The organism is Providencia heimbachae ATCC 35613, from assembly GCF_001655055.1.
GTDB classification, from domain to species: domain Bacteria; phylum Pseudomonadota; class Gammaproteobacteria; order Enterobacterales; family Enterobacteriaceae; genus Providencia; species Providencia heimbachae.
This window is the reverse complement of sequence record NZ_LXEW01000003.1, coordinates 77,884-99,688: the sequence shown is the minus strand read 5'-3', so window position 1 is coordinate 99,688 and position 21,805 is coordinate 77,884. Positions and strand designations below refer to the sequence as shown.

Annotated in this window: 22 protein-coding genes; 10 read left to right on the top strand and 12 right to left on the bottom strand. The window is 38.3% G+C overall.

Going from position 1 to position 21,805, the window contains the following annotated elements:
* Positions 1–248: 248 nt before the first annotated feature.
* On the top strand, positions 249–470 hold the full coding sequence (locus M998_RS00550) for a DUF2594 family protein (protein ID WP_068444276.1): 222 nt from the start codon (positions 249–251) through the stop codon (positions 468–470).
* Between the two features lie 183 nt (positions 471–653).
* Here M998_RS00550 and M998_RS00545 read toward each other — a convergent pair whose 3' ends face one another.
* From M998_RS00545 to M998_RS00535, 3 genes are all read right to left on the bottom strand, one after another.
* Positions 654–929, bottom strand: coding sequence for a hypothetical protein (locus M998_RS00545; RefSeq protein WP_068444280.1), 276 nt, complete (start codon positions 927–929; stop codon positions 654–656).
* A gap of 173 nt (positions 930–1,102) precedes the next feature.
* Entirely contained in the window at positions 1,103–1,984 is an 882-nt protein-coding gene (htpX, locus tag M998_RS00540; RefSeq protein ID WP_068907109.1) for a protease HtpX, read from the bottom strand.
* 438 nt (positions 1,985–2,422) lie between these two features.
* Positions 2,423–3,046: a cell envelope biogenesis protein TolA gene (locus M998_RS00535; RefSeq protein ID WP_068907108.1), complete on the bottom strand. Its 624-nt coding sequence runs from the start codon at positions 3,044–3,046 to the stop codon at positions 2,423–2,425.
* A 618-nt stretch (positions 3,047–3,664) separates the two neighbouring features.
* Here M998_RS00535 and M998_RS00525 point away from each other — a divergent pair.
* Positions 3,665–4,588, top strand: coding sequence for a PhzF family protein (locus M998_RS00525; protein WP_068907106.1), 924 nt, complete (start codon positions 3,665–3,667; stop codon positions 4,586–4,588).
* Positions 4,589–4,717: 129 nt separating this feature from the next.
* Here M998_RS00525 and prc read toward each other — a convergent pair whose 3' ends face one another.
* The 3 genes from prc to msrC all read right to left on the bottom strand — a co-directional run bounded on the left by prc (position 4,718) and on the right by msrC (position 8,056).
* Positions 4,718–6,754: a carboxy terminal-processing peptidase gene (gene prc, locus M998_RS00520; RefSeq protein WP_068444291.1), complete on the bottom strand. Its 2,037-nt coding sequence runs from the start codon at positions 6,752–6,754 to the stop codon at positions 4,718–4,720.
* A gap of 19 nt (positions 6,755–6,773) precedes the next feature.
* Complete coding sequence (gene proQ, locus M998_RS00515; RefSeq protein WP_068444294.1) at positions 6,774–7,463, bottom strand: RNA chaperone ProQ; 690 nt, start codon at positions 7,461–7,463, stop codon at positions 6,774–6,776.
* A 110-nt stretch (positions 7,464–7,573) separates the two neighbouring features.
* A complete protein-coding gene (gene msrC / locus M998_RS00510) occupies positions 7,574–8,056 on the bottom strand; it encodes a free L-methionine (R)-S-oxide reductase MsrC (protein ID WP_068444296.1) in 483 nt (160 codons plus the stop codon).
* 133 nt (positions 8,057–8,189) lie between these two features.
* Here msrC and yebS point away from each other — a divergent pair, with 133 nt between their 5' ends.
* The 3 genes from yebS to M998_RS00495 all read left to right on the top strand — a co-directional run bounded on the left by yebS (position 8,190) and on the right by M998_RS00495 (position 12,122).
* Positions 8,190–9,416 carry a membrane integrity lipid transport subunit YebS gene (yebS, locus tag M998_RS00505; RefSeq protein WP_068444299.1) on the top strand — a complete coding sequence of 409 codons (1,227 nt, stop codon included), beginning with the start codon at positions 8,190–8,192 and terminating at the stop codon, positions 9,414–9,416.
* Positions 9,391–11,742, top strand: coding sequence for a PqiB family protein (locus tag M998_RS00500; RefSeq protein WP_068444302.1), 2,352 nt, complete (start codon positions 9,391–9,393; stop codon positions 11,740–11,742). Before yebS ends, M998_RS00500 begins: the two co-directional genes overlap by 26 nt.
* A gap of 146 nt (positions 11,743–11,888) precedes the next feature.
* Positions 11,889–12,122, top strand: a complete 234-nt coding sequence (locus tag M998_RS00495; RefSeq protein WP_068907105.1) for a DUF1480 family protein — start codon at positions 11,889–11,891, stop codon at positions 12,120–12,122.
* Between the two features lie 378 nt (positions 12,123–12,500).
* Here the strand turns inward: M998_RS00495 and M998_RS00490 are convergent, their stop codons facing one another.
* From M998_RS00490 to ftnA, 4 genes are all read right to left on the bottom strand, one after another.
* Positions 12,501–12,848, bottom strand: coding sequence for a YebY family protein (locus M998_RS00490; RefSeq protein WP_068444307.1), 348 nt, complete (start codon positions 12,846–12,848; stop codon positions 12,501–12,503).
* A gap of 86 nt (positions 12,849–12,934) precedes the next feature.
* Positions 12,935–13,831: a copper homeostasis membrane protein CopD gene (gene copD / locus M998_RS00485; RefSeq protein ID WP_068907104.1), complete on the bottom strand. Its 897-nt coding sequence runs from the start codon at positions 13,829–13,831 to the stop codon at positions 12,935–12,937.
* A gap of 1 nt (position 13,832) precedes the next feature.
* Positions 13,833–14,219, bottom strand: coding sequence for a copper homeostasis periplasmic binding protein CopC (gene copC, locus M998_RS00480; protein WP_068444313.1), 387 nt, complete (start codon positions 14,217–14,219; stop codon positions 13,833–13,835).
* A gap of 211 nt (positions 14,220–14,430) precedes the next feature.
* Positions 14,431–14,934, bottom strand: a complete 504-nt coding sequence (ftnA, locus tag M998_RS00475; protein ID WP_068444315.1) for a non-heme ferritin — start codon at positions 14,932–14,934, stop codon at positions 14,431–14,433.
* Positions 14,935–15,251: 317 nt separating this feature from the next.
* Here ftnA and M998_RS00470 point away from each other — a divergent pair, with 317 nt between their 5' ends.
* Positions 15,252–15,482 (top strand): DNA polymerase III subunit theta, encoded by a 231-nt coding sequence (locus M998_RS00470; protein ID WP_068444318.1) that lies wholly within the window; start codon positions 15,252–15,254, stop codon positions 15,480–15,482.
* A gap of 96 nt (positions 15,483–15,578) precedes the next feature.
* Here the strand turns inward: M998_RS00470 and yebF are convergent, their stop codons facing one another.
* Together yebF and M998_RS00460 are read right to left on the bottom strand one after the other, a co-directional pair.
* Positions 15,579–15,944, bottom strand: coding sequence for a protein YebF (yebF, locus tag M998_RS00465; protein WP_068907103.1), 366 nt, complete (start codon positions 15,942–15,944; stop codon positions 15,579–15,581).
* A 231-nt stretch (positions 15,945–16,175) separates the two neighbouring features.
* A complete protein-coding gene (locus tag M998_RS00460) occupies positions 16,176–16,391 on the bottom strand; it encodes a YoaH family protein (RefSeq protein WP_068907102.1) in 216 nt (71 codons plus the stop codon).
* A 138-nt stretch (positions 16,392–16,529) separates the two neighbouring features.
* On the opposite strand from M998_RS00460, the gene pabB reads away from it, so the two are divergent.
* The 4 genes from pabB (at position 16,530) to manX (ending at position 21,776) form a co-directional block, all read left to right on the top strand.
* Entirely contained in the window at positions 16,530–17,918 is a 1,389-nt protein-coding gene (gene pabB / locus M998_RS00455) for an aminodeoxychorismate synthase component 1 (protein ID WP_068907101.1), read from the top strand.
* Complete coding sequence (locus M998_RS00450; RefSeq protein ID WP_068444330.1) at positions 17,893–18,459, top strand: CoA pyrophosphatase; 567 nt, start codon at positions 17,893–17,895, stop codon at positions 18,457–18,459. The genes pabB and M998_RS00450 overlap by 26 nt, the downstream gene beginning before the upstream one ends.
* A 283-nt stretch (positions 18,460–18,742) precedes the next feature.
* A complete protein-coding gene (locus M998_RS00445; protein ID WP_068444333.1) occupies positions 18,743–20,107 on the top strand; it encodes an L-serine ammonia-lyase in 1,365 nt (454 codons plus the stop codon).
* Positions 20,108–20,801: 694 nt separating this feature from the next.
* Positions 20,802–21,776, top strand: a complete 975-nt coding sequence (manX, locus tag M998_RS00440) for a PTS mannose transporter subunit IIAB (RefSeq protein ID WP_211272257.1) — start codon at positions 20,802–20,804, stop codon at positions 21,774–21,776.
* The last annotated feature ends 29 nt before the right edge of the window (positions 21,777–21,805 follow it).

Sequence of the window (21,805 nt, the reverse complement as noted above, 5' to 3'; positions counted from 1 at the left end):
CAACAGAAGGATATCAATAAAGAATAATCCATATTTGATATCTTCTTTTTAAGATAAATTGTCCTACTGACTGAGATTTAATCGTTTATTTATTCTTTAATTTCAAAAAATAAATTTTATTGACTAAAGTTCAATCAACTTAAATATTTTATATTCAATGCCGTTTTAACTTTCTATGTTACGACGCATCGCGATTTTTTCTATGCTACAATCCTTTAATTACTTTTTATTATTAAAGGAAACACTAAATGAAAACCCATTTTCCTACTGAGCCTGATGTAAATGCACTGGCTGATGAAGTTACTTGTTTAAAAAATTTAGTAACTCATATGCTAAAAGCAATTGGTCAGGCTGATGCAGGTAAAATCTTGATTAAGATGCAAAGAGAAGTGGCTTTAATTGAAGATGAAAAACAAGCAGAAACATATAAAAACACATTAGATCAGATTAAAGCAGGCTATCGCCAATAGAATATTTAGCGATAAATGCGATTTAAAGGATATAACAGTATAAACTCGCTTTAAACTGCACAAATAACTAAGTTTCATTTATCAAAATAGCCTATCTTTGTTCATGAATTAAACCATTCTTTATTCATTTAGCTCCCCCTTCAGATCCCTATGAAGGGGGCTTTTTTTTTAGCTAAATTTTAACTATGCCCGACCATCATAAAGGTTCTGACAGTGCTGAGCATAGTCTTCTACCGTGGTTTTTTCGGTTTGCTGATCCCAATGAATTTGCTCTTCAAACGCCCAAACTTTGAATAGCTGACCTAAATTTGCGCCTGACATTCCCACTTCTTTATACATTCGGTGATACCAACCATTTTCGGATTGATATATTTCAAATTTAAACGGGACTAATCTCGCCGGATTAACCACAGTCGAAAATTCATTACCGAATAAAAGTGTTTTTACAAGTACATCCATATTTTATCCTTACTGATTGATAAATAATCAATACATTCCCATTATTGTATTAATACAATATAGACTATTTTTAAAAATAAAAAGGGGGTAACTAGTGGTCTTTACTTATTCACTGTGGAATTATTGACATGAAGATAAAAAAAAGCCACTCAATATTAAGTGGCTTCTGAATGCTATTTTAAGTATTCACCGGAGCGAAGCGCTTCAATGCGTTTATCTAATGGTGGGTGTGATAAAAATAGTTCACTAAATGCTTTTCCACGTCCATTAATACAAAACGCCATTAAACGCCCTTCTTCCTGCGGCTCATAACTGGTTTTTAGTCTTTGTAGCGCAGCAATCATTTTCTCTCTACCCACTAATTTGGCAGAGCCTGCATCTGCATGAAATTCACGATAACGGGAGAACCACATCGTAATAATACTTGCCAGAATACCAAATACAATTTCAAGTACCATTGATACAGCGAAATAAACCATTGGATTACCGTTGCTACTTTCGCTCTCATTATCATTGTTGGACATAAACCCAGCCGCAAGCTGAGCAATAATTCGTGAGATAAAGATAACAAAGGTATTCACAACACCTTGTAACAAGGTCATAGTCACCATGTCACCATTTGCTATATGACTAATTTCATGCGCAATGACCGCTTCAGCTTCATCACGGCTCATATTTTCAAGTAGCCCAGTACTTACCGCAACAAGAGAAGCATCACGGCGAGCACCCGTTGCAAATGCATTAATGTCAGGTGCATGATAAATAGCAACCTGTGGCATTTGGATACCAACTTGTTGAGCTTGGCGTTGAACAGTATTCACTAGCCATTGTTCTGTTTGATTACGTGGTGTCTCAATCACTTCACCACCAACCGATTTCAATGCCATCCATTTAGACATGAGCAGTGAAATAAATGCGCCACCGAAACCAAATAGACCCGCCATAATCAGCAGCCCTTGAACACTACTCCCTCTGATACCGGTTAAGCTCAGTATTATCCCAAACACAAACATGACCGCTAAGTTTGTGAGTAAGAATAAGGCAATTCTCATCATTTTTATGTATTCCTTGGTAAAAACAAATATCACGTAGAATTTACTTTATAAATAAGGCTTTTTCACACTATTTCAAGGGATTTAACATGAAAAAAGCAAAAATAAACATAACTTTACATTATAACGATAAAATTGAAGCTAAATGAATATTTTAACGACTTATATTTCAATTCACTATATTTAACTCACTGTTTTTAAATGCTCTTAGACCCGACTAGCAACGCCTAAAATACATACGATTAACTCAATAAAGTCCGCATAAAATGGCTTGAAATACTTTTTATTACTTCTGGTAGATATTCTGAGCTTAAATGGCTATATCTCCTTATTTAGCTTTTTAGTTCTCATCGTATTAGCAATGCAAATTTAACTTAAAAAAGAGTGCTGCTAACTTAAACAGCACTCTTAGTAGTAAACGGTGAATATGTTAAGTAACAATTAGTTTGTAGTGGTTTTATTCGCTTTTTCTTTAGTTACTTTTTCTTTAGTTGCCTTTTCTTTTACTGTTTTTGTCAAATCTTTATCTGACGCTTTCGCAGCTTTCTCTTTTACTGCTTTTACTGAATCTTTATCTGACACTTTCGTGGCTTTCTCTTTTACCGCTTTTACTGAATCTTTATCTGACACTTTCGTGGCTTTCTCTTTTACCGCTTTTACTGAATCTTTATCTGACGCTTTCGTGGCTTTCTCTTTTATATCTTTTGTTTTACCTGTCACTTTATCCGAAACATCACTAGCCTTATCATTCGCTTTTTTGCTCGCTTTATCACTGGTATTTTTTATTGATTCTGTTGTAGAAGGTTTATTTGATTGTTTTGCAGTACCTGCACCAATAGCAGCACCCGTAGTGCCAGCTTTACTATTAATTGAGTTTTTCAAATCCACAGTACATATCTGTTCAGAACGGCTAGTTGAACCATCATTACAAATAAACTTACCATCGTCGCACCGGTCAATTCCGCCTTTACTTCCAGAACAAGGGTAATTCCTTGCATTCGCAGTACCTATTGATGAAACCACCATAACCAGTAGCGTAATTAAACCTATAAATAATTTATTCATTGGTATTGTCCTATTAATGAAGAATATACAACAAAAGTTTAGGATAAATTTAGCAAAGGTAAAGAAACGGATAACTAATTAATCACTTTGAATAATTTAGCTAACCAAAATAAATTATTAGAATATAACGAAATGAAAAACTTACATCTCAAATCTCGGCTTCACTGACCTTAATTTAATGAGATATTTGCTATCGTTGTATTAATATAAATTTAAGCGGTCAAAATGATTTTTTAGTTTAATGGTGGATTTTGAAAGTTAACTCAGAAAAGGAATGGAATAATACCAAGATGAGAGGTTTATTTACCCTACTTCACGCTAGTTCAATTTATATATTTAAGGATCAACATGCCACTGTCACTTACACCGTGTTTTAAACATACGAATTGTATACCCAATGACCTCTTAACCTCACCACCACAGGCCAAAATTAAAGCATTAAATACTACCGTAAAATTTGATGGCATCCCCATGATTAAAATCAGTAATTCTGAATTTAAATTAATCACTCCTGATGCAAAAAATACATACTCATTCAGCTTAAAAGAGGCACAATGGCTTGCGAAAATAAACAGTATTAACCCACAGTAATAGCCATAACAAGCGCAGGAGTAGCAGATGCAAAACAAAGCAACACTTTCGGGTAATCACAATATCAAGGTGCACCTTGTTAATTCATTTACCTTGAATAACTCTGGCGGCAATCCCGCGGGTGTCGTTCTCAGCCCTCCCGATCTAAGTATTGAGCAAAAAATAGCTATCGCACGACAAATCGGCTTTTCCGAAACCGCATTTGTCTACGCAGGTGAGGATACTGATTTCAAAGTGGATTTTTTTACTCCCGTAGGGGAAGTAGATTTTTGCGGGCATGCAACATTAGCGATTTTTTTCACTTTAGCTTCCCTCGACCTGCTAGCTCCTGGTCATTATAAGCAAAAAACGAATGCGGGTATTTTGAACGTAACTGTCAGCGCTAACAACATTGTCATGGAGCAGACCTTACCTATTAGGCGAAAAGGCCCTCCCGTCGAAGAGGTTGCAGCTGCACTCGGAATACATCACAACGTCATTACAGAAACAGGCTTTCCTATTGAGATTATTTCAACCGGACTGCCAGATATAATTGTCCCCGTGCAACCGGGTCAATTAGATACCCTGCAACCCAACCATGAAGCAATCGCAAATCTGAGTCGCAAATTTGATGCTATCGGATTCCATGTATTTGAACTAAGCCGCCAGACATCAATCACAGCACACTGCCGTAATTTTGCACCTCTGTACGGAATAGATGAAGAATCAGCAACCGGCAGTGCCAGTGGTGCGCTAGGGTGCTATCTGGTTACTCATATATTACCAAACGTACCAAACGAAAATAATTTTGTGTTTGAACAAGGCCGAGCGATGGGATGTGCCTCTCAAATTCAAGTCACTATTGATACACAAGCGCAGATAATTAATCGCGTTAAGGTCGGAGGACAAGCCAGCATGATTGGAACAAGAATAATTAATATTGAAAATACAGAGCACATTAATCTTGTATAAAGAGGCTTTAGTCTCAAAATGCATGAAGTCTATCATTTACATGCTGATACGATTTAAAAACAGAAACCCCACACACTTCATAAAAAATGGATGGGGTTTTAACACTTCGATTAGCGGATAGCGTAACCTTTACTTAGATAACATCTTGGCATTTTGATTCGCAAGATCTATTGCCATTTTCACCGTTTCATCTAAATAAGGGTCGGGTCCTTCGTAATCTTTGGGTAAATCCTCAATGGATTTGAGTAATGGTTTACCCTCTCTAGCATTACGTTCATTTATACGCTTAAGTTTAGTCGCTTCAATTTCATCATCTTCTTTTTGACGTTGTGCATAATTTAGCGAAATCAGATTTTTGCTATCTTTATGCGCTTTGTAGCGAGCGATATCTTCATCAATATAATTGAATTCAGGATCTTGACTAATACGGTCTAAATGTTTGGTTTTTATTGGCGATAAATCCGCGGCAATATCACCAACTTTAGAATAATTTGCAGGTGGAATACTATCCCATGGTAGCGCATTATCCTCAAAACTTTCACCCGTCTCAGCAGGATCTTGCCCTGTTGGCATAACAACATCAGGCGTTACACCTTCACGCTGTGTGCTTCCACCATTCACTCGGTAAAATTTCTGAATAGTATATTGCACAGAGCCTAGCGATGGCCATTCTGGTTTAAGCATTTGGTCATAAACACGGCTTAAACTTCGATGTTGTTGAACCGTACCCTTACCAAACGTTGGCTCCCCAACAATAAGCGCTCGGCCATAATCTTGCATCGCAGCGGCAAAAATTTCAGATGCCGAAGCACTAAAACGATCAACGAGAACGACGAGTGGACCTTTATAATAAATCACATCATCATCATCGATATCTTGACGAACTTGGCCATTATTATCACGAACTTGAACAATTGGCCCTTTCGGAATAAACAAGCCCGATAAAGAAACCGCTTCTGTTAATGCGCCGCCACCATTACCTCGTAGGTCAATGACCAATGCGGATACATTATCTTTAGCCATATTTTGTAGTTGCGTTTTTACATCATTCGTTAACCCAACATAAAAACCTGGGATATCTAATACCGCAACTTTCTCTTTACCTTGTTGCTTGATAGTCAACTTAACAGCTCTATCTTCTAATCGGATCTGCTCCCTTACTATAGTGACTATTTGTGGCTTAGCCCCTTTAGTATCAGAAACGACTTCCAAACGAACTTGACTGCCTTTTGGGCCTTTAATTAATGCAACAACATCATCAAGGCGCCAGCCAACAACATCTACGACTGGCTTACCGGTTTGACCGACCCCAATGATTTTATCGCCAACTTTCAGTTCTTTGCTTTTAGCCGCAGGACCACCAGCAACGAGTGAATTTATAACTGTATTTTCATCATCTTGTTGTAAAACAGCGCCAATCCCTTCAAGAGATAAACTCATCTCAGAATTAAATTGCTCCGTATTACGAGGTGAAAGATAACTGGTGTGAGGGTCTATCTCACGCGCAAATGAGTTAACAATAAGCTGGAAAACATCTTCACTTTGCCCCTGCGCTAAACGCCTTAATGCAAAATTATAACGTTTAGTCAGTTTTTCCTTAATTTCCTTATCATCTTTACCCGAGAGCTTTAAATTTAACCAGTCATATCTCACTTTTTGATCCCAAAGCTTATCAAGTTCTTGCTTGTCTTTAGGCCAAGGTGATTTAGAGCGGTCAACTTCAATAGAATCTTGGGCATCTAAATTCATAGGTTGATCAAGGCGAGCTAATGCATATTGAAAACGCTCAAAGCGTCTCTGCTGCGAAAGGTTATACAGGTCATAGAACGTATCTAATTTGCCATCTTCAAGCCATTGGCCAACTTTTGCTTTATCTTTCGCATATTGGTCTACATCAGATTGAAGCAAAACATTATGACCGAAATCTAGCATATTTAGATATCGATCAAATATTTTCCCAGAAAACGCTTTATCTAAATCAAATTGGCGGTAGTGAGAGCGAGTAAATCTTGAACTCACCCTTTCACTGACGGTGCCATGCTGTGCATTCTGTTTTAAGACAGGTAACTGAGCAGCAGTGACTGGAGTCACTGCTTGAGTATTAGCAATTGCACTGCCAAAAGTGGTTAGACTAACGACAAGTGCGATTTTAAGAAGTTTGTTCATGACCTGATTGACCTCCGTATCAGAACTTTAAATGTTCCGCGCGCACAATCATTGCCAGTCCAGTTGGCAATTGAACCCTGACACCATCTTTAGCAATTTCCATTACAGAGGCATCCATCACACTACTACCAACCTTCACTTTCAGTCTTTGACCTACTTGCAGTGCGTTGATATCAGTAACTGATTTCAATTTTTGCTCTGGAGCAGCGTTGTTACGGCGTGGGGTTTTCGTTGATGTGTTCTGCGGGCGTTCTTTATTGTCTGATTGACGGCGGCGAGGCGCATTTTCTTTAGCTGCTTCTGGGCTACGAGTCGTTTTATCACTCGGCTTTTTGGCGGCTGGTCGTTTTTGCGCTTTTTGTTCTGCACGTTGTGCTTGAACTCTTGCTTTCGCTTCAGTTAATTGCTGGCGTGCATGTGCAATATGTTCTGCGTCTAACTCACCACAGTCGTCACCATTCAAGTCAACGCGTTTAGCGCCTTCTTTGACACCGTAGAGGTAACGCCAGCTTGAGGTATACATACGCAACGCAGAGCGTAGCTGTGTTTTACTGATACCATCTTCTTCGGTTAGACACGCTACAATATCTTGAAAAATTCCGACTTTTAACGGACGTGCTTCGCCTTCAGCGATAAAACAGCGTGGAAAACGCTCTGCTAAAAATGCGATAACTTCTTTACTACTATTCAACTTAGGTTGATTTTCCATGAAATTTCCTGATAACAACGATTTTGCCAACCTCACGGGCACGAACAAGCCGCCATTATAATCGTGTTGCTGACAATTGCCACGTTACTATTAATTTAACATACCAATATTTAGTAAAATTTTGGCATAGAACACATTGCCAGATGTTGACACAACTGGTTTACAAGGTGCTGTAGCCCATTTTCATCTTCTTGATCGAACCGGTCAAAATTCGGGCTATCGATATCTAAAACACCTAAAATTCGACCATTTACGACTAAAGGAAATACAATTTCAGCGTTGCTTGCCCCATCACAGGCAATATGACCTGGGAAAGCATGGACATCGGCAATACGTTGAACTTGGTTGTGACTGAATGCCTTTCCACAAACGCCTTTGTCGAATGCAATTCTGACACATGCCACTTTTCCTTGAAAAGGACCTAACACCAGCTCTTGCCCATCACTAAAATAAAATCCTACCCAGTTCACACCCTCTAAACGTTCATACAGGAGTGCACTGGTATTTGCTAAACTTGCAATTAAATCGAACTCACCCGCAAGTAACGCGGATAGATTATCTGAAATTTCGAGATAATACTTCTTTTTATCCATAGTTATTTCTTGTAATAATCAAGTAATTAATAAAAACATCAATAAGAGTAGCCCTAAGGTTACCAAGTTGTGAGTTTGTCGTAAATTTTTTTACACTAGATTACATGCAAATTAACCCCTACAATAAGTGTATATGAATCACATTAATCATACTGACATGATTTTGCAACGCTGCTCTCATTGCAATCAGAAGATATTATCCCCCAGCTTCAGTGCACGGCAAGTCATTGTTTGTCCACGTTGTTTGAGTCAACTTAATGATGGCCGTTCATGGTCATTAAACCGTTTATTAATACTTTCTATCACCTTATTATTGCTTGCCCCTATTGCTTTTTGGCAACCCTTAATATCAATTCATCTGCTTGGAACACAAATAAGTGCAAATGTTTTAGAAGGTATCCGCTTAATAAACCAGCAAGGTGACCCATTTACAGCCAGTATAGTGGCTTTTTGTGCGGTTGCCGCGCCACTATTGTTACCTATCCTTATTATTAGCCTTTTTATTGGTCGCCATTTAAAAGTAAACTTACGTCCTATTTTATTAGTGCTTAATCATTTAAAAGAATGGGTAATGCTAGATGTATATCTTATTGGGCTGGGTATTGCGGCAATAAAAATGCAGGACTATGCTACCGTCTCTATTGGTCATGGCTTAATCGCGTTTATTACTATGGCGATTATTAGTTTACTCATTCTTATTCATATCAACATTGATGTACTTTGGCGTTACTTTTATCGGATGGATGACAAAGCTGAAGATCCAACTGCGTTAACCTGCACGGCTTGTCATTACACTGCACCGCCTAATGCTCAAGAGAAATGTCAGCGCTGTCATCGCCCTTTGCAGTACAGAGAGCCTTTAAGTCTGCAAAAAACATGGGCAGCACTGATTACTGCGATGATCTTGCTCATTCCTGCTAACTTGTTGCCTATCTCAGTTTTTTATCTGAATGGACAGCGAATGGAAGATACGATTTATTCAGGTGTCGTCTCTTTAATCGACTCAGGAAATTGGCCAATTGCAGTCATCGTTTTTATTGCCAGTATTTTGGTGCCATTTATCAAAATCATCATCATGATATTGCTATTATTTTCAATTCAACAACAAAGCAAAATAGATCCCGTATTACGAATGAAACTGCTTAAATTTGTTTCATGGATTGGACGCTGGTCTATGCTTGATTTGTTTGTGATTGCGTTAATGATGACACTCGTGAACCGTGATCAGCTTATGTCTTTTACCATGGGACCTGCTGCTTTGTACTTCGGTGTTGCTGTTATTTTAACCATCCTCGCCGTCGAATGGCTAGATAGTCGCCTAATTTGGGATTCTTATGGAAAATCAAAACCAACAAACTGATACTTCTGACATAACGGAAGAAGTTATCTTACGCAAAAGAGCACGTATCTCGCCATTTTGGCTGCTTCCTTTGGTCGCCATATTCATTGCGGGTTGGCTTTTATTCCAATATTGGGTTGATAAAGGAACCGAAATCACTATTGAATTCTCATCTGCTCCCGGTGTTGTGGCTAATAGAACCCCAATTCGTTACCAGGGTGTTGAAGTTGGTATGGTTCAATCGGTCACCATCAGCAAAGACTTGAAAAGTATTATTGTCACCGCAAGTATTAACAAAGATATGCGTTCTGCACTAACATCCGGGACAAAATTTTGGCTTGTCACGCCTAAAGCCTCCCTTGCAGGCGTATCTGGGTTAGATGCATTAGTAGGTGGTAACTATATTGGCATGCTACCAAACGAAGGTAATGAGCAATCCCAATTTATCGCCCAAGACACCCCTCCCCAACTTAATATTGATGACGGTGAATTGCTTATTTACCTCACGGCAAAAGATCTCGGTTCATTAAATGAGAATTCTGCGATTTATTACCGCAAAGTGCCTGTCGGTTATATTTCAGATTATTCAGTATTACCTAATGATAAAGGCGTTTCTATCGCTGCCGTTATAAAGAAACGCTATGCCAACTTAGTGCGTGAAAAAAGTCAATTTTGGAATGTTTCTGGTGTTGAAGGTGACTTTAATTTGAACTCTGGCGCCAGTATCAAGATGGAAAGCCTCTCAGCTGTCATTAACGGTGCTGTTTCTTTTGATTCACCGGCGGATAGCCTTCCAGCTCAAGAAGGCCAGCAATTTGTTTTGCAATCAACGAAGCAAGATGTGAAGCAACTTGAACAGCAAGGAAAAGAAACGCTCCACCTCTCCCTTTGGGCACAAGATACATATGGTGTAAATAGTGAGCAACCAATTGTTTATCGCGGAATTAAAATTGGCGAGGTATTACAACGTCACTTATCTGATGAAAAAGTCAACTTTGATATCGCTATTTTCGATGAATATCGATACCTAATCACGCGAGATAGTAAATTTGTCGCGAATAGTCGTGTTGACCTGCAATTAGGTCTTAATGGTATTCAATTTCAAGGTGCTACTCCGCAAGAGTGGCTCGATGGTGGTATCCATTTACTCCCTGGCAAAGATATTGAGAAAGGCAAAAAAGCCCTTCCTGAAAACTTTCCTCTGTACCGCAGTGATGAAAATGCAAAATCGGGTATATTAGGCTCAGCTCCGCCAACAACCATTAAATTAAATGCTACCAGCCTGCCTGATATTCAAACTGGCTCTGTTGTGCTCTATCGCCAATTTGCGGTAGGTAAAATTATTGCCATAAAACCAACGGATAAAGGTTTTGAAGTCAACATTCATATCTCAAGCCAGTATCGTCATCTATTAACCGACAAAAGTGTATTTTGGGCAGAAGGTGGTGCAAAAGTTCAGCTCAACGGGAATGGCTTAACCGTACAAGCCGCACCTTTGAGCCGCGCAATTAGTGGTGCAATTAGCTTTGATAATCTTCAATCCGGTTCACCAGACTCCGTTAGACAACACACCCTTTTTCCTACTGAAACTTCAGCTAAAGCCATTGGAAGTGCGGTGACACTAACGACCTTCGATGCATCTAAGTTGTCGGAAGGTATGCCGATCCGCTATTTGGGTATCAATATTGGTCAAATAGAATCACTCAAGCTTTCTGCTGATAACCGAGAAGTTAAAGCGAAAGCGATTCTTTATCCTGAATATGTCGAGGCATTTACTAAAATTGGCAGCCGCTTTGCGGTTGTTACCCCCGAGCTCTCTCCTTCTGGAGTTAATAATTTAGATACGCTATTACAACCTTACATTAGTGCAGAGCCTGGCAGAGATAATAAAAATCGTTACCAATTTGAATTACAAACTGCAAATATCACCGATTCACGTTATCTCGACGGACTGACGATTTATTTAGATGCCAGTGAAGCGGGCTCTATTCAGGTGGGGACCCCAATATTATTCAGAGGGTTAGAGATTGGTACAGTAACTGGATTGTATTTGGGAGAGCTTTCCGATCGTGTATATGTGGCAACCCGCATAGGGAAAGAGTACCAATACCTCGTTCGAGACAATACACAATTTTGGTTATCATCTGGTTATAACCTTGCCTTCGGTTTAACCGGTGGTGTCATTAAGAGTGGGACATTTAAGCAATTTGTCCGTGGCGGTATATCCCTTGCAACCCCGCCGACAGTGCCACTTTCGCCAAAAGCAAAAGCTGAACAGCATTTCATTCTGAAATTAGAGCCACCGAGCGATTGGTTAGACTGGGGTACTTCCATTCCTAAAAAATAATGGCTATTAGGGTGCATGTAAACCAGACATTGCACCCCTAATCAATTTAAGTTAAAAAAATATTTTGGAAATGACTTCCATTTATACTATGCTTAATCCTGTTGAGTCGATTCCCTATACGTCCATATTGATTAAGAGGTGTTGCTATGTGCATAGTTAAATTGAAAATATCTTCCTACGAAATAAATGATGCTGTTATGCCTAATCAAAAAAGTGATACGGTGAGTATTCCTTGTGATTCTGATACAGATTTTTGTATGCAATTAGATGGTTGGGATGAACATACCAGTATTCCGGCGACCATTGATGAAAAGCCGGTACTGTTATATCGCGATCGCTATGACAAAGAAAATCATCATTGGGTGATGAAACTAGCCTAAAACGCTTAAGTTATGAGTCATTTTTATGTGGAAAATAGATAAACAAGAAGTGATAGGCAAAAAAAGAGGCCTGGTAGATTCCGATTACCGGGCCTTGGGAAATGGCTCTGGCAGAGCCGTGCGCTAAAATTGCCATTGAGACGTAACAAAGTACAATCTAATACTAGCGTTCAACTCACGTTCTTACCACTTTAATTATCAATTATTTTACATATTATTAACACAATTTATTTCTTAATTTTCTAAAATTGAACTATTTGTTCAATAGGTTGTACCTATGCTGCTAATAAGTAAAACCTTTCAATTCGCTATTTCATTGATAAACAATATAAATATACTCAATTGATGCTTTTTGTTTTTTAACTCAACAGATAACGGTTATTTATTGCCGCACAACTTTTGAGCGGCCTCTCTCAATGGCAAAATCCGTTGTTCTATACTTTTATTGCTATCAGTCGGCGCAAGTAAAACATCAATTGGCTGGGCTTTTATCTGTTTTTTCTCCATTAATGAGGTCGCGATGTCATTTAAAGGATACTGCATCAACGTTGCAGGATTGATGACAACCAAAGCTCCATTATTTCGACATTCCAACATGACCTCTTCACGGGTAAATGGCCAATCATTACCAAATTGTTTTTTACTCACAGTCGTGAGCGGCGCAGCAACAGCAGAACTTATAATTCCACTAAGTAATAACGAACAAATGATTAATTTCTGTTTCATTGAAATGACCTTGTTAAACCGATAGTGAGATTAGCTATCAATACATTTTTCTATTATGCGTTATTTTTGATTACGTCAACAACCAACTAGATCGGTTGATAAGTAGCAAAAATAGCAACCGCTAATACTGCCATTGTTCCTAGTAATAACTCAACCCAACTATTTATAATTAAATAATTAATCCGCCCCTTCCGCTTCAGGCTGGGCACAACAATATAGCGGTTGATTAATGCGAGGAGCACCATAGTGAGTACGAGAATAATTTTTAGCCATAGCCATGATTGATATTCAGAATAAGAATAAACAAAGGGCCAATTAGGCAGCAAAGTTACTGAACTCACAATTCCGGTGATCACCACTAGCGATACGGCAACATGACCTATACGAGAAAACTGAGTCATGGTCTTGAATATTTGTTTATCCATTCCGGTGACGAGTTCTTTTCTATTGCGTAAAAACTGTATGCAAATCAAAAATGGCCATAATCCACCAAACCAATAGGCAGCACTAATCAGATGTATAAATTGATTGAGTCTATGGAGTGTTCCAGCAAAACCCTCATACATAGCGGCATGACCAATCAGCGCATGTAACCCCAAAAGAACAATTGAAAGTATCAAAATTAAGTGGAGTCGAACTTTCATTCGTCGGATAAATATAACGCCAAGCAAAATAACTGAGCACAATAATTCCCAGCGCCATACTCGGCCAAATGAAGTCCCAAAGACTCCTTGCCAGATATTCCAATCTAAAGCATCAGCCCAGCCATCGCCCATTAACCCTGCTTGAGCAAACATCCAAGCAAACGTGGTTATTGCCGTGATTACTGCACTAAAAATGATACCTTTATTAAGGTAACGACCTAAAAGATAGCTAAACTGACCATAAGTGAGCATCGCCGCAAATATTGACATTCCACACATCAACATTGCAGCGATAAAATGAATAAAACGAATGAGGGTATAAAAAGCTTCGAGTGACATATTATTTCACAGTGAAGCTATAGGTTCCTTTTGTTTTATGACCATCAACAGAAACAACACTCCAATTGACATCATATTTACCTGTCGTCAGTTTACCTTCAATTGGCACAATGACTTTCGTGTCATTCGCAGGATCAAGTGCGGCTTTACCCGTTTTAATAATTTGATCTTCAGGACCAATAATACTCACCTTGGTAAAATTAACTTCAATGCCTTCAGAGAAATTGAGTGTGATGGATTCAGGAACTTGTTCTACAGCGGCGCCTTCGGCAGGTAATTGGTCTTTCAAATGCGCGTGGGCAAATGCTTGCTGAAATGACATACCAAGAAAAAGCACAGCAATTGCACTTAGCTTGCGCCATGAAGATTTAATTTGGGTAATTGGCATAGTAACCTCTTAATATGCAGGTGTATTTAGATTTATTACCGACCATTATACGGAAAAAATCTTGCTTCGCCGATTAAAAGAGAGGTTTTGTCGCCTAAAGGTGTGAGTTTTCACACAGAATGAAAAGAAAAAAGCTTATGGATATTGAAATTAACCACTTTCATCCATAAGCCTATTCGAACATTTAAATCTAGCGAGTTAGATTGATGACTTAAACGTGTGCAACGGTAGACATACTTTTTAGGTCTTTATCAAACAAGAATAATGACTTGCCAGTCTCACCAACCATATCCAGTTTATCAAGTACTGATTTAAACAGTTTTTCTTCTTCGTGTTGCTCAGCAACATACCACTGTAAGAAGTTAAATGTGGAATAATCCTGAGTTGTCATCGCTAGGTGGGCGAGCTTATTTATCTCAGAAGTAATCAATTTTTCGTGTTCATAAGTTTGGCTGAATACATCACCAATAGACTTAAAATTAACCGGTGGAGCCGCAATTTGCCCAAGCAATGGTAATGCGCCAGTATCGCTAAGGTAATCAAATAAGCGTTGCATATGTTCCATTTCTTCTTGAGAATGTGCTTTTAAAAAGGCAGCAGCACCTTCATAGCCTTTATCGCTACACCAAGCACTCATCTGCAAATACATGTTTGCAGAATAAAACTCAAGATTCAATTGCTCATTTAATTTATTTACCATGTCATTAGTTAACATATATTTGCCTTATTGATTAATAATTCATGATGCTATTATGCACAGTATTACAATAATTAAAACCCTAAAACAATATTAAAACAAAAAAATCCAATTTACTGATTATTAATAACTTTTGGTAAAAACAATAATAATCAATCTCATTATCTTTCATTGTTTCTAACCTTAATAAAGAATATCAAAGTAGAGAAAAAATCTCATTATTTATGATTATTTATGATTATTTATGATTATTTATCACTGAAATGTATTGAGATTTTTTCTCATTTAATTGTTACAATAACCCAATATATCGTGTTCAATTGTAGGAATGTACTATGAGCCATAATCTCGCTTTATTGCCTAAAGATGAAATGGATAAAATAAACGTCGATTTATTAGCTTCAGGCGTTGCATTTAAAGAACGTTACAACGTTCCTATTATCCCTGAGGCCATTGAGCGTGAACAACCTGAACATTTGAGAGCGTATTTTAGAGAACGGTTAGTCTACTACCGTCAGCTATCTCAGCACTTCGCTCGTCTACCTTATGAGCCAAGAAACCGATAGACCTTTACAATTTTAACCCGCCATATTTAACAAAAAAGGAGAATTAATATTCTCCTTTTTATTTATTTAGAATGAGCCATCAAAATAGCGCTAATGCTATTTAACGGTATTGTAAGTAATGGTGTTATTTTCACAGTCAACAGCAACACGGTACTGAAGATCTGTTTTTGCGCCTCTAACTACAAGCGGTACGGTATAAATAGCATCCGCTTTTGTCACTTCTTTATCATTAACCCACGCCACCGCTTTTTTACCTAATAAGGCTTTTTCATCCGCCCAACGCGGTAATCGATTATGGATAAAATCACTTTTCACCTGCGCCGCAATTTGGGGTTCTGTTAAATTTCCACAACTCACAAAGGGAGCAGCTTTACCTTCATCCTGATTGACACTAAGTGCAAAAGAACTAAAAACCAGAGCACAACCACCTAAAACGACAGCAATTTTTCTATTAGCTTTCATACTATTCTCCGACACCTATATAAAATAGGTAAAATTCAAATAAATTTCACTGCTCATACATCTGACTGCTTTTTGCTTCACTTTTAACGTCGATTTATAAATATGGACATTAAATGTAACCTTGAGCATATCTTTAATTTTAAATGGCAATTTTATTATGAGCAGAATGAGTTAACTAATATCAAATTTATCAGATTTACATATGAATGTTAATAGTATGTTTAAATATTATTAATTTTGAGCATCGTCTTCATCTTCATCTTCATCTTCATCTTCATCTTCAAAAAGCATGTGAACGTGCTCTCCCCCTTGATGCTTTTCTCTAATTTCCTGAGCAACCAAAGCAATTGCTTCTCCACTGCTCATTCCATCAGCTATCAATTGATGAATTTTATCAACAGCTTCTTGTTGTTCTTCATGATTTAATACCGGTATGCCAGAAAACATATTTGAACCTCTTGAACGAAAAGCGAGACTTAATGACTAATATTTTCAGCAAATTTTAACAGCTCTTACCTTATTAAGATAAGATTATATGTTAATCTGACATTATTCATTTGTAGAACTTAATTTTAGTACATTAAAATGATCATTCATAAAATTCAATTACCCTATAGCCCAGATGCGGCAATTCATTATTTTACGCCCTTAGCTCAGCAGCCATGGGCGATGTTATTGCATTCAGGTAATGCGCAGCATTCGCATAATCAGTACGATATTATTGTCGCAGACCCTGTAGCGACTATTATGACAAATGGTTCAAAGACAACGATAACTGAATCTAATGAAATGTCGCAAATCTCCGAAGATAATCCTTTCGAAATTCTTCAGCAACTTATTGATAAATATAATGCTTATAACTTAGTGGACGATACCCTGCCTTTTAAGGGGGGAGCTATGGGGATCTGGAGCTATGATCTCGGTCGACGTATTGAAAAGATACCCGAAATAGCCACCACCGATTTACAATTTCCAGATATGGCTGTGGGTATTTACTTGTGGGCTTTAGTTGTTGACCACCACAATAAAACCGTCACGTTGATAAGCGTAGACGATGCTGATACCCGCTTAGAATGGCTAAATAACCAAAAGAAACCACGTAAAAATAGCTTTAAATTGAATACAGCATGGCAATCCAACATGCCGCAGGAAACTTATCATCAAAATATAGCGCGTATTCATCAGTACTTACGCAATGGTGACTGTTATCAAATCAATTTAGCTCAAAGATTTACAGCTAAATATAAAGGTGATGAATGGAATGCTTTCCTGACTTTAATCAAAAGTAATGGCGCACCTTTCTCTTCTTTTATTAGACTGCCAGAAAATGCCGTGATCAGTATTTCCCCTGAACGCTTTATTCTTTTACAAGATGGGCAAATACAGACCCGACCAATTAAAGGAACGTTGCCAAGATTAGAGGATGTTGAGGCAGATGCCGCACAAGCCACTAAATTAGCGAGTTCAGCTAAAGATCGCGCTGAAAACTTAATGATTGTTGATTTGCTTCGTAATGATATTGGTCGTGTCGCTGTTCCCGGTACAGTAAAAGTGCCTGAATTATTTAGTGTGGAAGCATTCCCTGCCGTTTATCACTTAGTCAGCACGATTACAGCAACCTTAGCACCTCAATATAGTGCGGTCGATTTACTAAAAGCCTGTTTCCCGGGCGGTTCAATTACGGGCGCCCCCAAAATTAGAGCAATGGAAATTATCGAAGAATTAGAGCCTCATCGACGACATGGATATTGTGGTGCAATCGGCTATATTAGTTTTTGTGGTAATATGGATACCAATATTGCCATACGCACCTTATTAACTTATAAAAAACATATTTTCTGTTGGGCTGGTGGTGGTATTGTAGCGGATAGCCAAGCAGATAAAGAATATCAAGAAACTTTTGATAAATTACGTCTCATATTACCTCTATTGGGAGAGTTAAATATCAATGACGAAACTGAATCAGTTTATTAATCGTTTTCAGTTTACATTGCCAATTACCCGCCAACCCATTTCGCAGGCGGGTAAGTCTGCGGCTGTATTATTACCGATCATTAATAAACCTATTCCAACGTTACTGCTGACACAGCGCTCCCCTTTCCTGCGCTCTCATGCTGGGCAAGTCGCTTTTCCTGGCGGAATGAGCGACCCAGAAGATACAACACTGGCGGCAACTGCACTACGTGAAGCTTATGAAGAAGTCGCCATTCCGCCTGAAAAAGTACAAATTCTAGGACAACTTACGCCAATGTTAAGTTATGGCGGTTATCAAGTTACCCCAATTGTAGGTTTACTGCCTGATAATATTCACTATCAAGCGAATCCAAGTGAAGTTTCCTCAATCTTTGAAGTTCCGCTATTTGATGCATTGTCACTCCACCGTTATAAATATGTCGATATCAACCGTTCGGGCCATAAAAATCGAATATTTTTTTATTGGTACAATGACCGACTTGTTTGGGGATTAACCGCCTCAATTATCCATCAATTAGCACTACAACTTGATAGTTACTAAAAAAAACACAACAGAACAATTCTCACTCTAACCCTGATTTTAAAGCATGATAAACTAGTGATATTTCTTTTACTAAACGACATCTTCTAAAAATAATGCCTTTTTCGCCATTTTTATGACTTCACAAAATGCAATTTGTGCCATTTATGACCAATTCATCTTACGAAACTACCTTATTTCAAAAAATACTTTAAACTTACTGGTTAACACTACTAAATAACAGTAAAGTAGCGCCTTTTAAAATAAATCACTATAAAATCATATTTTTTTTAAGGAGTCCTGCGTGATAAGCGTTTTCGACATGTTTAAAGTGGGCATTGGCCCTTCAAGCTCTCATACCGTCGGTCCGATGAAAGCTGGGAAAGAATTTGTCGATGATTTGGTAAGCAAGCAATTGTTACCTAGCGTCACTCGTGTCGCTGTTGACGTTTATGGCTCATTATCGCTTACTGGAAAAGGGCACCATACTGATATTGCGATCATTATGGGTCTAGCGGGTAATTTACCTGCCACTGTCGACATTGAATCTATCCCTGCCTTCATTAAAAATGTAGAAAACACCCAAAAGTTACCCTTAGCCAATGGTACGCATTCGGTTGATTTTCCACATGATGGTGGTATGAATTTCCGACAAGATAACCTACCGTTACATGAAAATGGTATGACGATCCACGCATTTGCCGGTGAAAAAGAAATTTATACCAAAACTTATTATTCTATTGGTGGAGGATTTATCGTTGATGCAGAGCACTTCGGTGAATCCGCTCTTGATAGCAAACCCGTTTCTTACCCATTTAATTCAGCAGAAGAATTATTGCTTAACTGCAAAAAGTCAGGCTTATCTATTTCTAGCATGATGATGAAAAATGAGCTCGATCTTCACTCCCGTGAAGAAATAGACGCCTATTTCGCCGATGTTTGGCACACCATGTTGGCTTGTATCGAACGTGGACTCAATACAGAAGGCATATTACCAGGTCCTCTGCGTGTTCCTCGTCGCGCGCCCGCACTTAATCGATTGGTGACATCGTCAAGTAAGCTATCCAATGACCCCATGAATGTCATCGACTTAATTAACATGTATGCATTAGCGGTTAATGAAGAAAATGCCGCAGGGGGACGCGTAGTCACAGCACCGACAAATGGTGCTTGTGGGATCGTGCCAGCAGTATTAGCTTATTATAACCATTGCATTGAGCCTGTTACACCTGAACTTTACCTTCGCTATTTCCTTGCTTCTGGCGCTATTGGTATTCTCTACAAAATGAATGCGTCAATTTCAGGTGCTGAAGTGGGATGCCAAGGCGAAGTTGGGGTGGCCTGCTCAATGGCAGCTGCTGGTTTGACTGAACTATTTGGTGGAAGCCCTGAACAAGTGTGTGTTGCCGCAGAAATCGGCATGGAACATAATTTAGGGTTAACTTGCGACCCAGTTGCTGGTCAAGTACAAGTTCCTTGTATTGAACGTAATGCCATTGCATCCGTAAAAGCAGTTAATGCCTCAAGAATGGCTTTGCGTAGAACCAGTGAGCCTCGCGTCTCCCTCGATAAAGTTATCGAGACAATGTATGAAACAGGCAAAGATATGAATGCTAAATATCGTGAAACATCACGAGGTGGTTTAGCAATCAAAGTGCAATGTGATTAATTTATCGTTTAAATAATTAATCTAACCCCTACATCGATATTCTTTATTATCAAGAAAATGGTGTAGGGGTTTATTTTATGTCACAAGCGGCGCTTTTTTAGCCTTGATAAATAAGATGCACGTAAAAAACAACCTTTTCCTACCATCAATCCTCAAGGCAATCTTATCGTTCTAACTTAATCATCCGTATGATTTATATTCTCTAATCTATTCAATAAACCATGAACCAAATTAACCAAAAACTATTTTGTGCTAAAAATTGTCGTATTTATAGACAGTCACAAAATATAAGATTGAACTTTCTGACTAAAAAATAGCCGCTTGGCCTTTTTTTTCCTGATCACACACCACTTTTTGTTACCGATAACAAATTAATAATCTTATAAATCAATAATTAGAATTATAATAATTTAATTTAATTGATATTTTTCAAATTATATTGCAAATTGTTATGCGCTTTTAGGTATTTTCTTATTTTTCTGACGCAAAACAAGTTTTTAGGATAAGGCAAAATGATATGCTGCAACTGAATTCGTTACTAATAATACACTTATACCTAATTAGTTAATCACATTGTTTGTAATTATTCAGCTACTATTATGTTACAGGGGAAACTGATAAAAAGGCGCTTAATTTTTGGCTTCAATTTTATCCATAAGTCGTATTCCGTTTTATCTGTTATGAGGGAAAAATAGTGAGTATAGCTATTATGATTGGTACCCACGGAGTTGCTGCTGAGCAACTCCTACGAACCACGGAAATGCTAATAGGCGAACAGGATAACGTTTCGTTTATTGATTTTATTCCTGGCGAAAACGCTGACACCCTGTTTGATAAGTACACTCAGAAATTAACTGAATTAGAGACTTCATCAGGCGTGTTATTTCTTGTAGACACATGGGGAGGAAGTCCCTTCAATGCCGCAACCCGCATTGTGAACGAACATAGCAATTATGAAATTATAACTGGTGTGAATGTTCCAATGTTAGTCGAAACGTTTATGTGCCGTGATGATAACCCATCAATGGATGAACTCATTAATGTTGCACTAGAAACAGGCCGTGGCGGTATTCGTCCATTCAAATTTAAGGAAGTTGAAACAGAGGCTCCTTCGGCTCCGGCTAAGGCTCCTGTCGATACACCTGCCGCAAAACCCGTTATTGCAGGACCCGGTGAGCATATGGTAATTGCCCTTGCTCGCGTTGATGACCGACTCATTCATGGCCAAGTCGCAACACGCTGGACAAAAGAAACCAATGTCAAACGCATCATTGTTGTTAGTGATGAAGTTGCCAAAGATAACGTCCGCTCAACCTTACTCAAGCAAGTCGCACCACCTGGCGTTACCGCGCATGTTGTCGACGTCGCTAAATGCATTCGTGTTTATAACAATCCCAAATATGCGGGTGAACGAGTAATGCTGTTGTTCACTAATCCAACCGATGTCAAACGCATTGTTGAAGAAGGTGTAGAAATTAAATCCGTCAATATTGGTGGCATGGCTTACCACGAAGGTAAAACGATGGTGACTAATGCCGTATCGATTAACCAAGAAGATATTGAAGCATTTAACTATCTGAACGAGAAAAAGATTGAGCTAGAAGTCCGTAAAGTGTCTTCAGATAGCAAAGTTCAGATGATGGATTTAATTAATAAGCTTAAAAAATAATCGTTTTATTAAAATACATTGATTTTTTA

What these genes read in the sequence shown, in the direction of transcription:
- proQ (WP_068444294.1), bottom strand. Translation starts at nt 7,463, where the DNA reads ATGGAAAATCAACCTAAGTTGAATAGTAGTAAAGAAGTTATCGCATTT.
- M998_RS00495 (WP_068907105.1), top strand. Translation starts at nt 11,889, where the DNA reads ATGTGCATAGTTAAATTGAAAATATCTTCCTACGAAATAAATGATGCT.
- M998_RS00550 (WP_068444276.1), top strand. Translation starts at nt 249, where the DNA reads ATGAAAACCCATTTTCCTACTGAGCCTGATGTAAATGCACTGGCTGAT.
- M998_RS00545 (WP_068444280.1), bottom strand. Translation starts at nt 929, where the DNA reads ATGGATGTACTTGTAAAAACACTTTTATTCGGTAATGAATTTTCGACT.
- copD (WP_068907104.1), bottom strand. Translation starts at nt 13,831, where the DNA reads ATGTCACTCGAAGCTTTTTATACCCTCATTCGTTTTATTCATTTTATC.
- yebF (WP_068907103.1), bottom strand. Translation starts at nt 15,944, where the DNA reads ATGAAAGCTAATAGAAAAATTGCTGTCGTTTTAGGTGGTTGTGCTCTG.
- M998_RS00500 (WP_068444302.1), top strand. Translation starts at nt 9,391, where the DNA reads ATGGAAAATCAAAACCAACAAACTGATACTTCTGACATAACGGAAGAA.
- M998_RS00470 (WP_068444318.1), top strand. Translation starts at nt 15,252, where the DNA reads ATGAGCCATAATCTCGCTTTATTGCCTAAAGATGAAATGGATAAAATA.
- M998_RS00490 (WP_068444307.1), bottom strand. Translation starts at nt 12,848, where the DNA reads ATGAAACAGAAATTAATCATTTGTTCGTTATTACTTAGTGGAATTATA.
- M998_RS00535 (WP_068907108.1), bottom strand. Translation starts at nt 3,046, where the DNA reads ATGAATAAATTATTTATAGGTTTAATTACGCTACTGGTTATGGTGGTT.
- msrC (WP_068444296.1), bottom strand. Translation starts at nt 8,056, where the DNA reads ATGGATAAAAAGAAGTATTATCTCGAAATTTCAGATAATCTATCCGCG.
- copC (WP_068444313.1), bottom strand. Translation starts at nt 14,219, where the DNA reads ATGCCAATTACCCAAATTAAATCTTCATGGCGCAAGCTAAGTGCAATT.
- prc (WP_068444291.1), bottom strand. Translation starts at nt 6,754, where the DNA reads ATGAACAAACTTCTTAAAATCGCACTTGTCGTTAGTCTAACCACTTTT.
- M998_RS00460 (WP_068907102.1), bottom strand. Translation starts at nt 16,391, where the DNA reads ATGTTTTCTGGCATACCGGTATTAAATCATGAAGAACAACAAGAAGCT.
- ftnA (WP_068444315.1), bottom strand. Translation starts at nt 14,934, where the DNA reads ATGTTAACTAATGACATGGTAAATAAATTAAATGAGCAATTGAATCTT.
- M998_RS00450 (WP_068444330.1), top strand. Translation starts at nt 17,893, where the DNA reads ATGACGAAACTGAATCAGTTTATTAATCGTTTTCAGTTTACATTGCCA.
- M998_RS00525 (WP_068907106.1), top strand. Translation starts at nt 3,665, where the DNA reads ATGCAAAACAAAGCAACACTTTCGGGTAATCACAATATCAAGGTGCAC.
- pabB (WP_068907101.1), top strand. Translation starts at nt 16,530, where the DNA reads ATGATCATTCATAAAATTCAATTACCCTATAGCCCAGATGCGGCAATT.
- yebS (WP_068444299.1), top strand. Translation starts at nt 8,190, where the DNA reads ATGAATCACATTAATCATACTGACATGATTTTGCAACGCTGCTCTCAT.
- htpX (WP_068907109.1), bottom strand. Translation starts at nt 1,984, where the DNA reads ATGATGAGAATTGCCTTATTCTTACTCACAAACTTAGCGGTCATGTTT.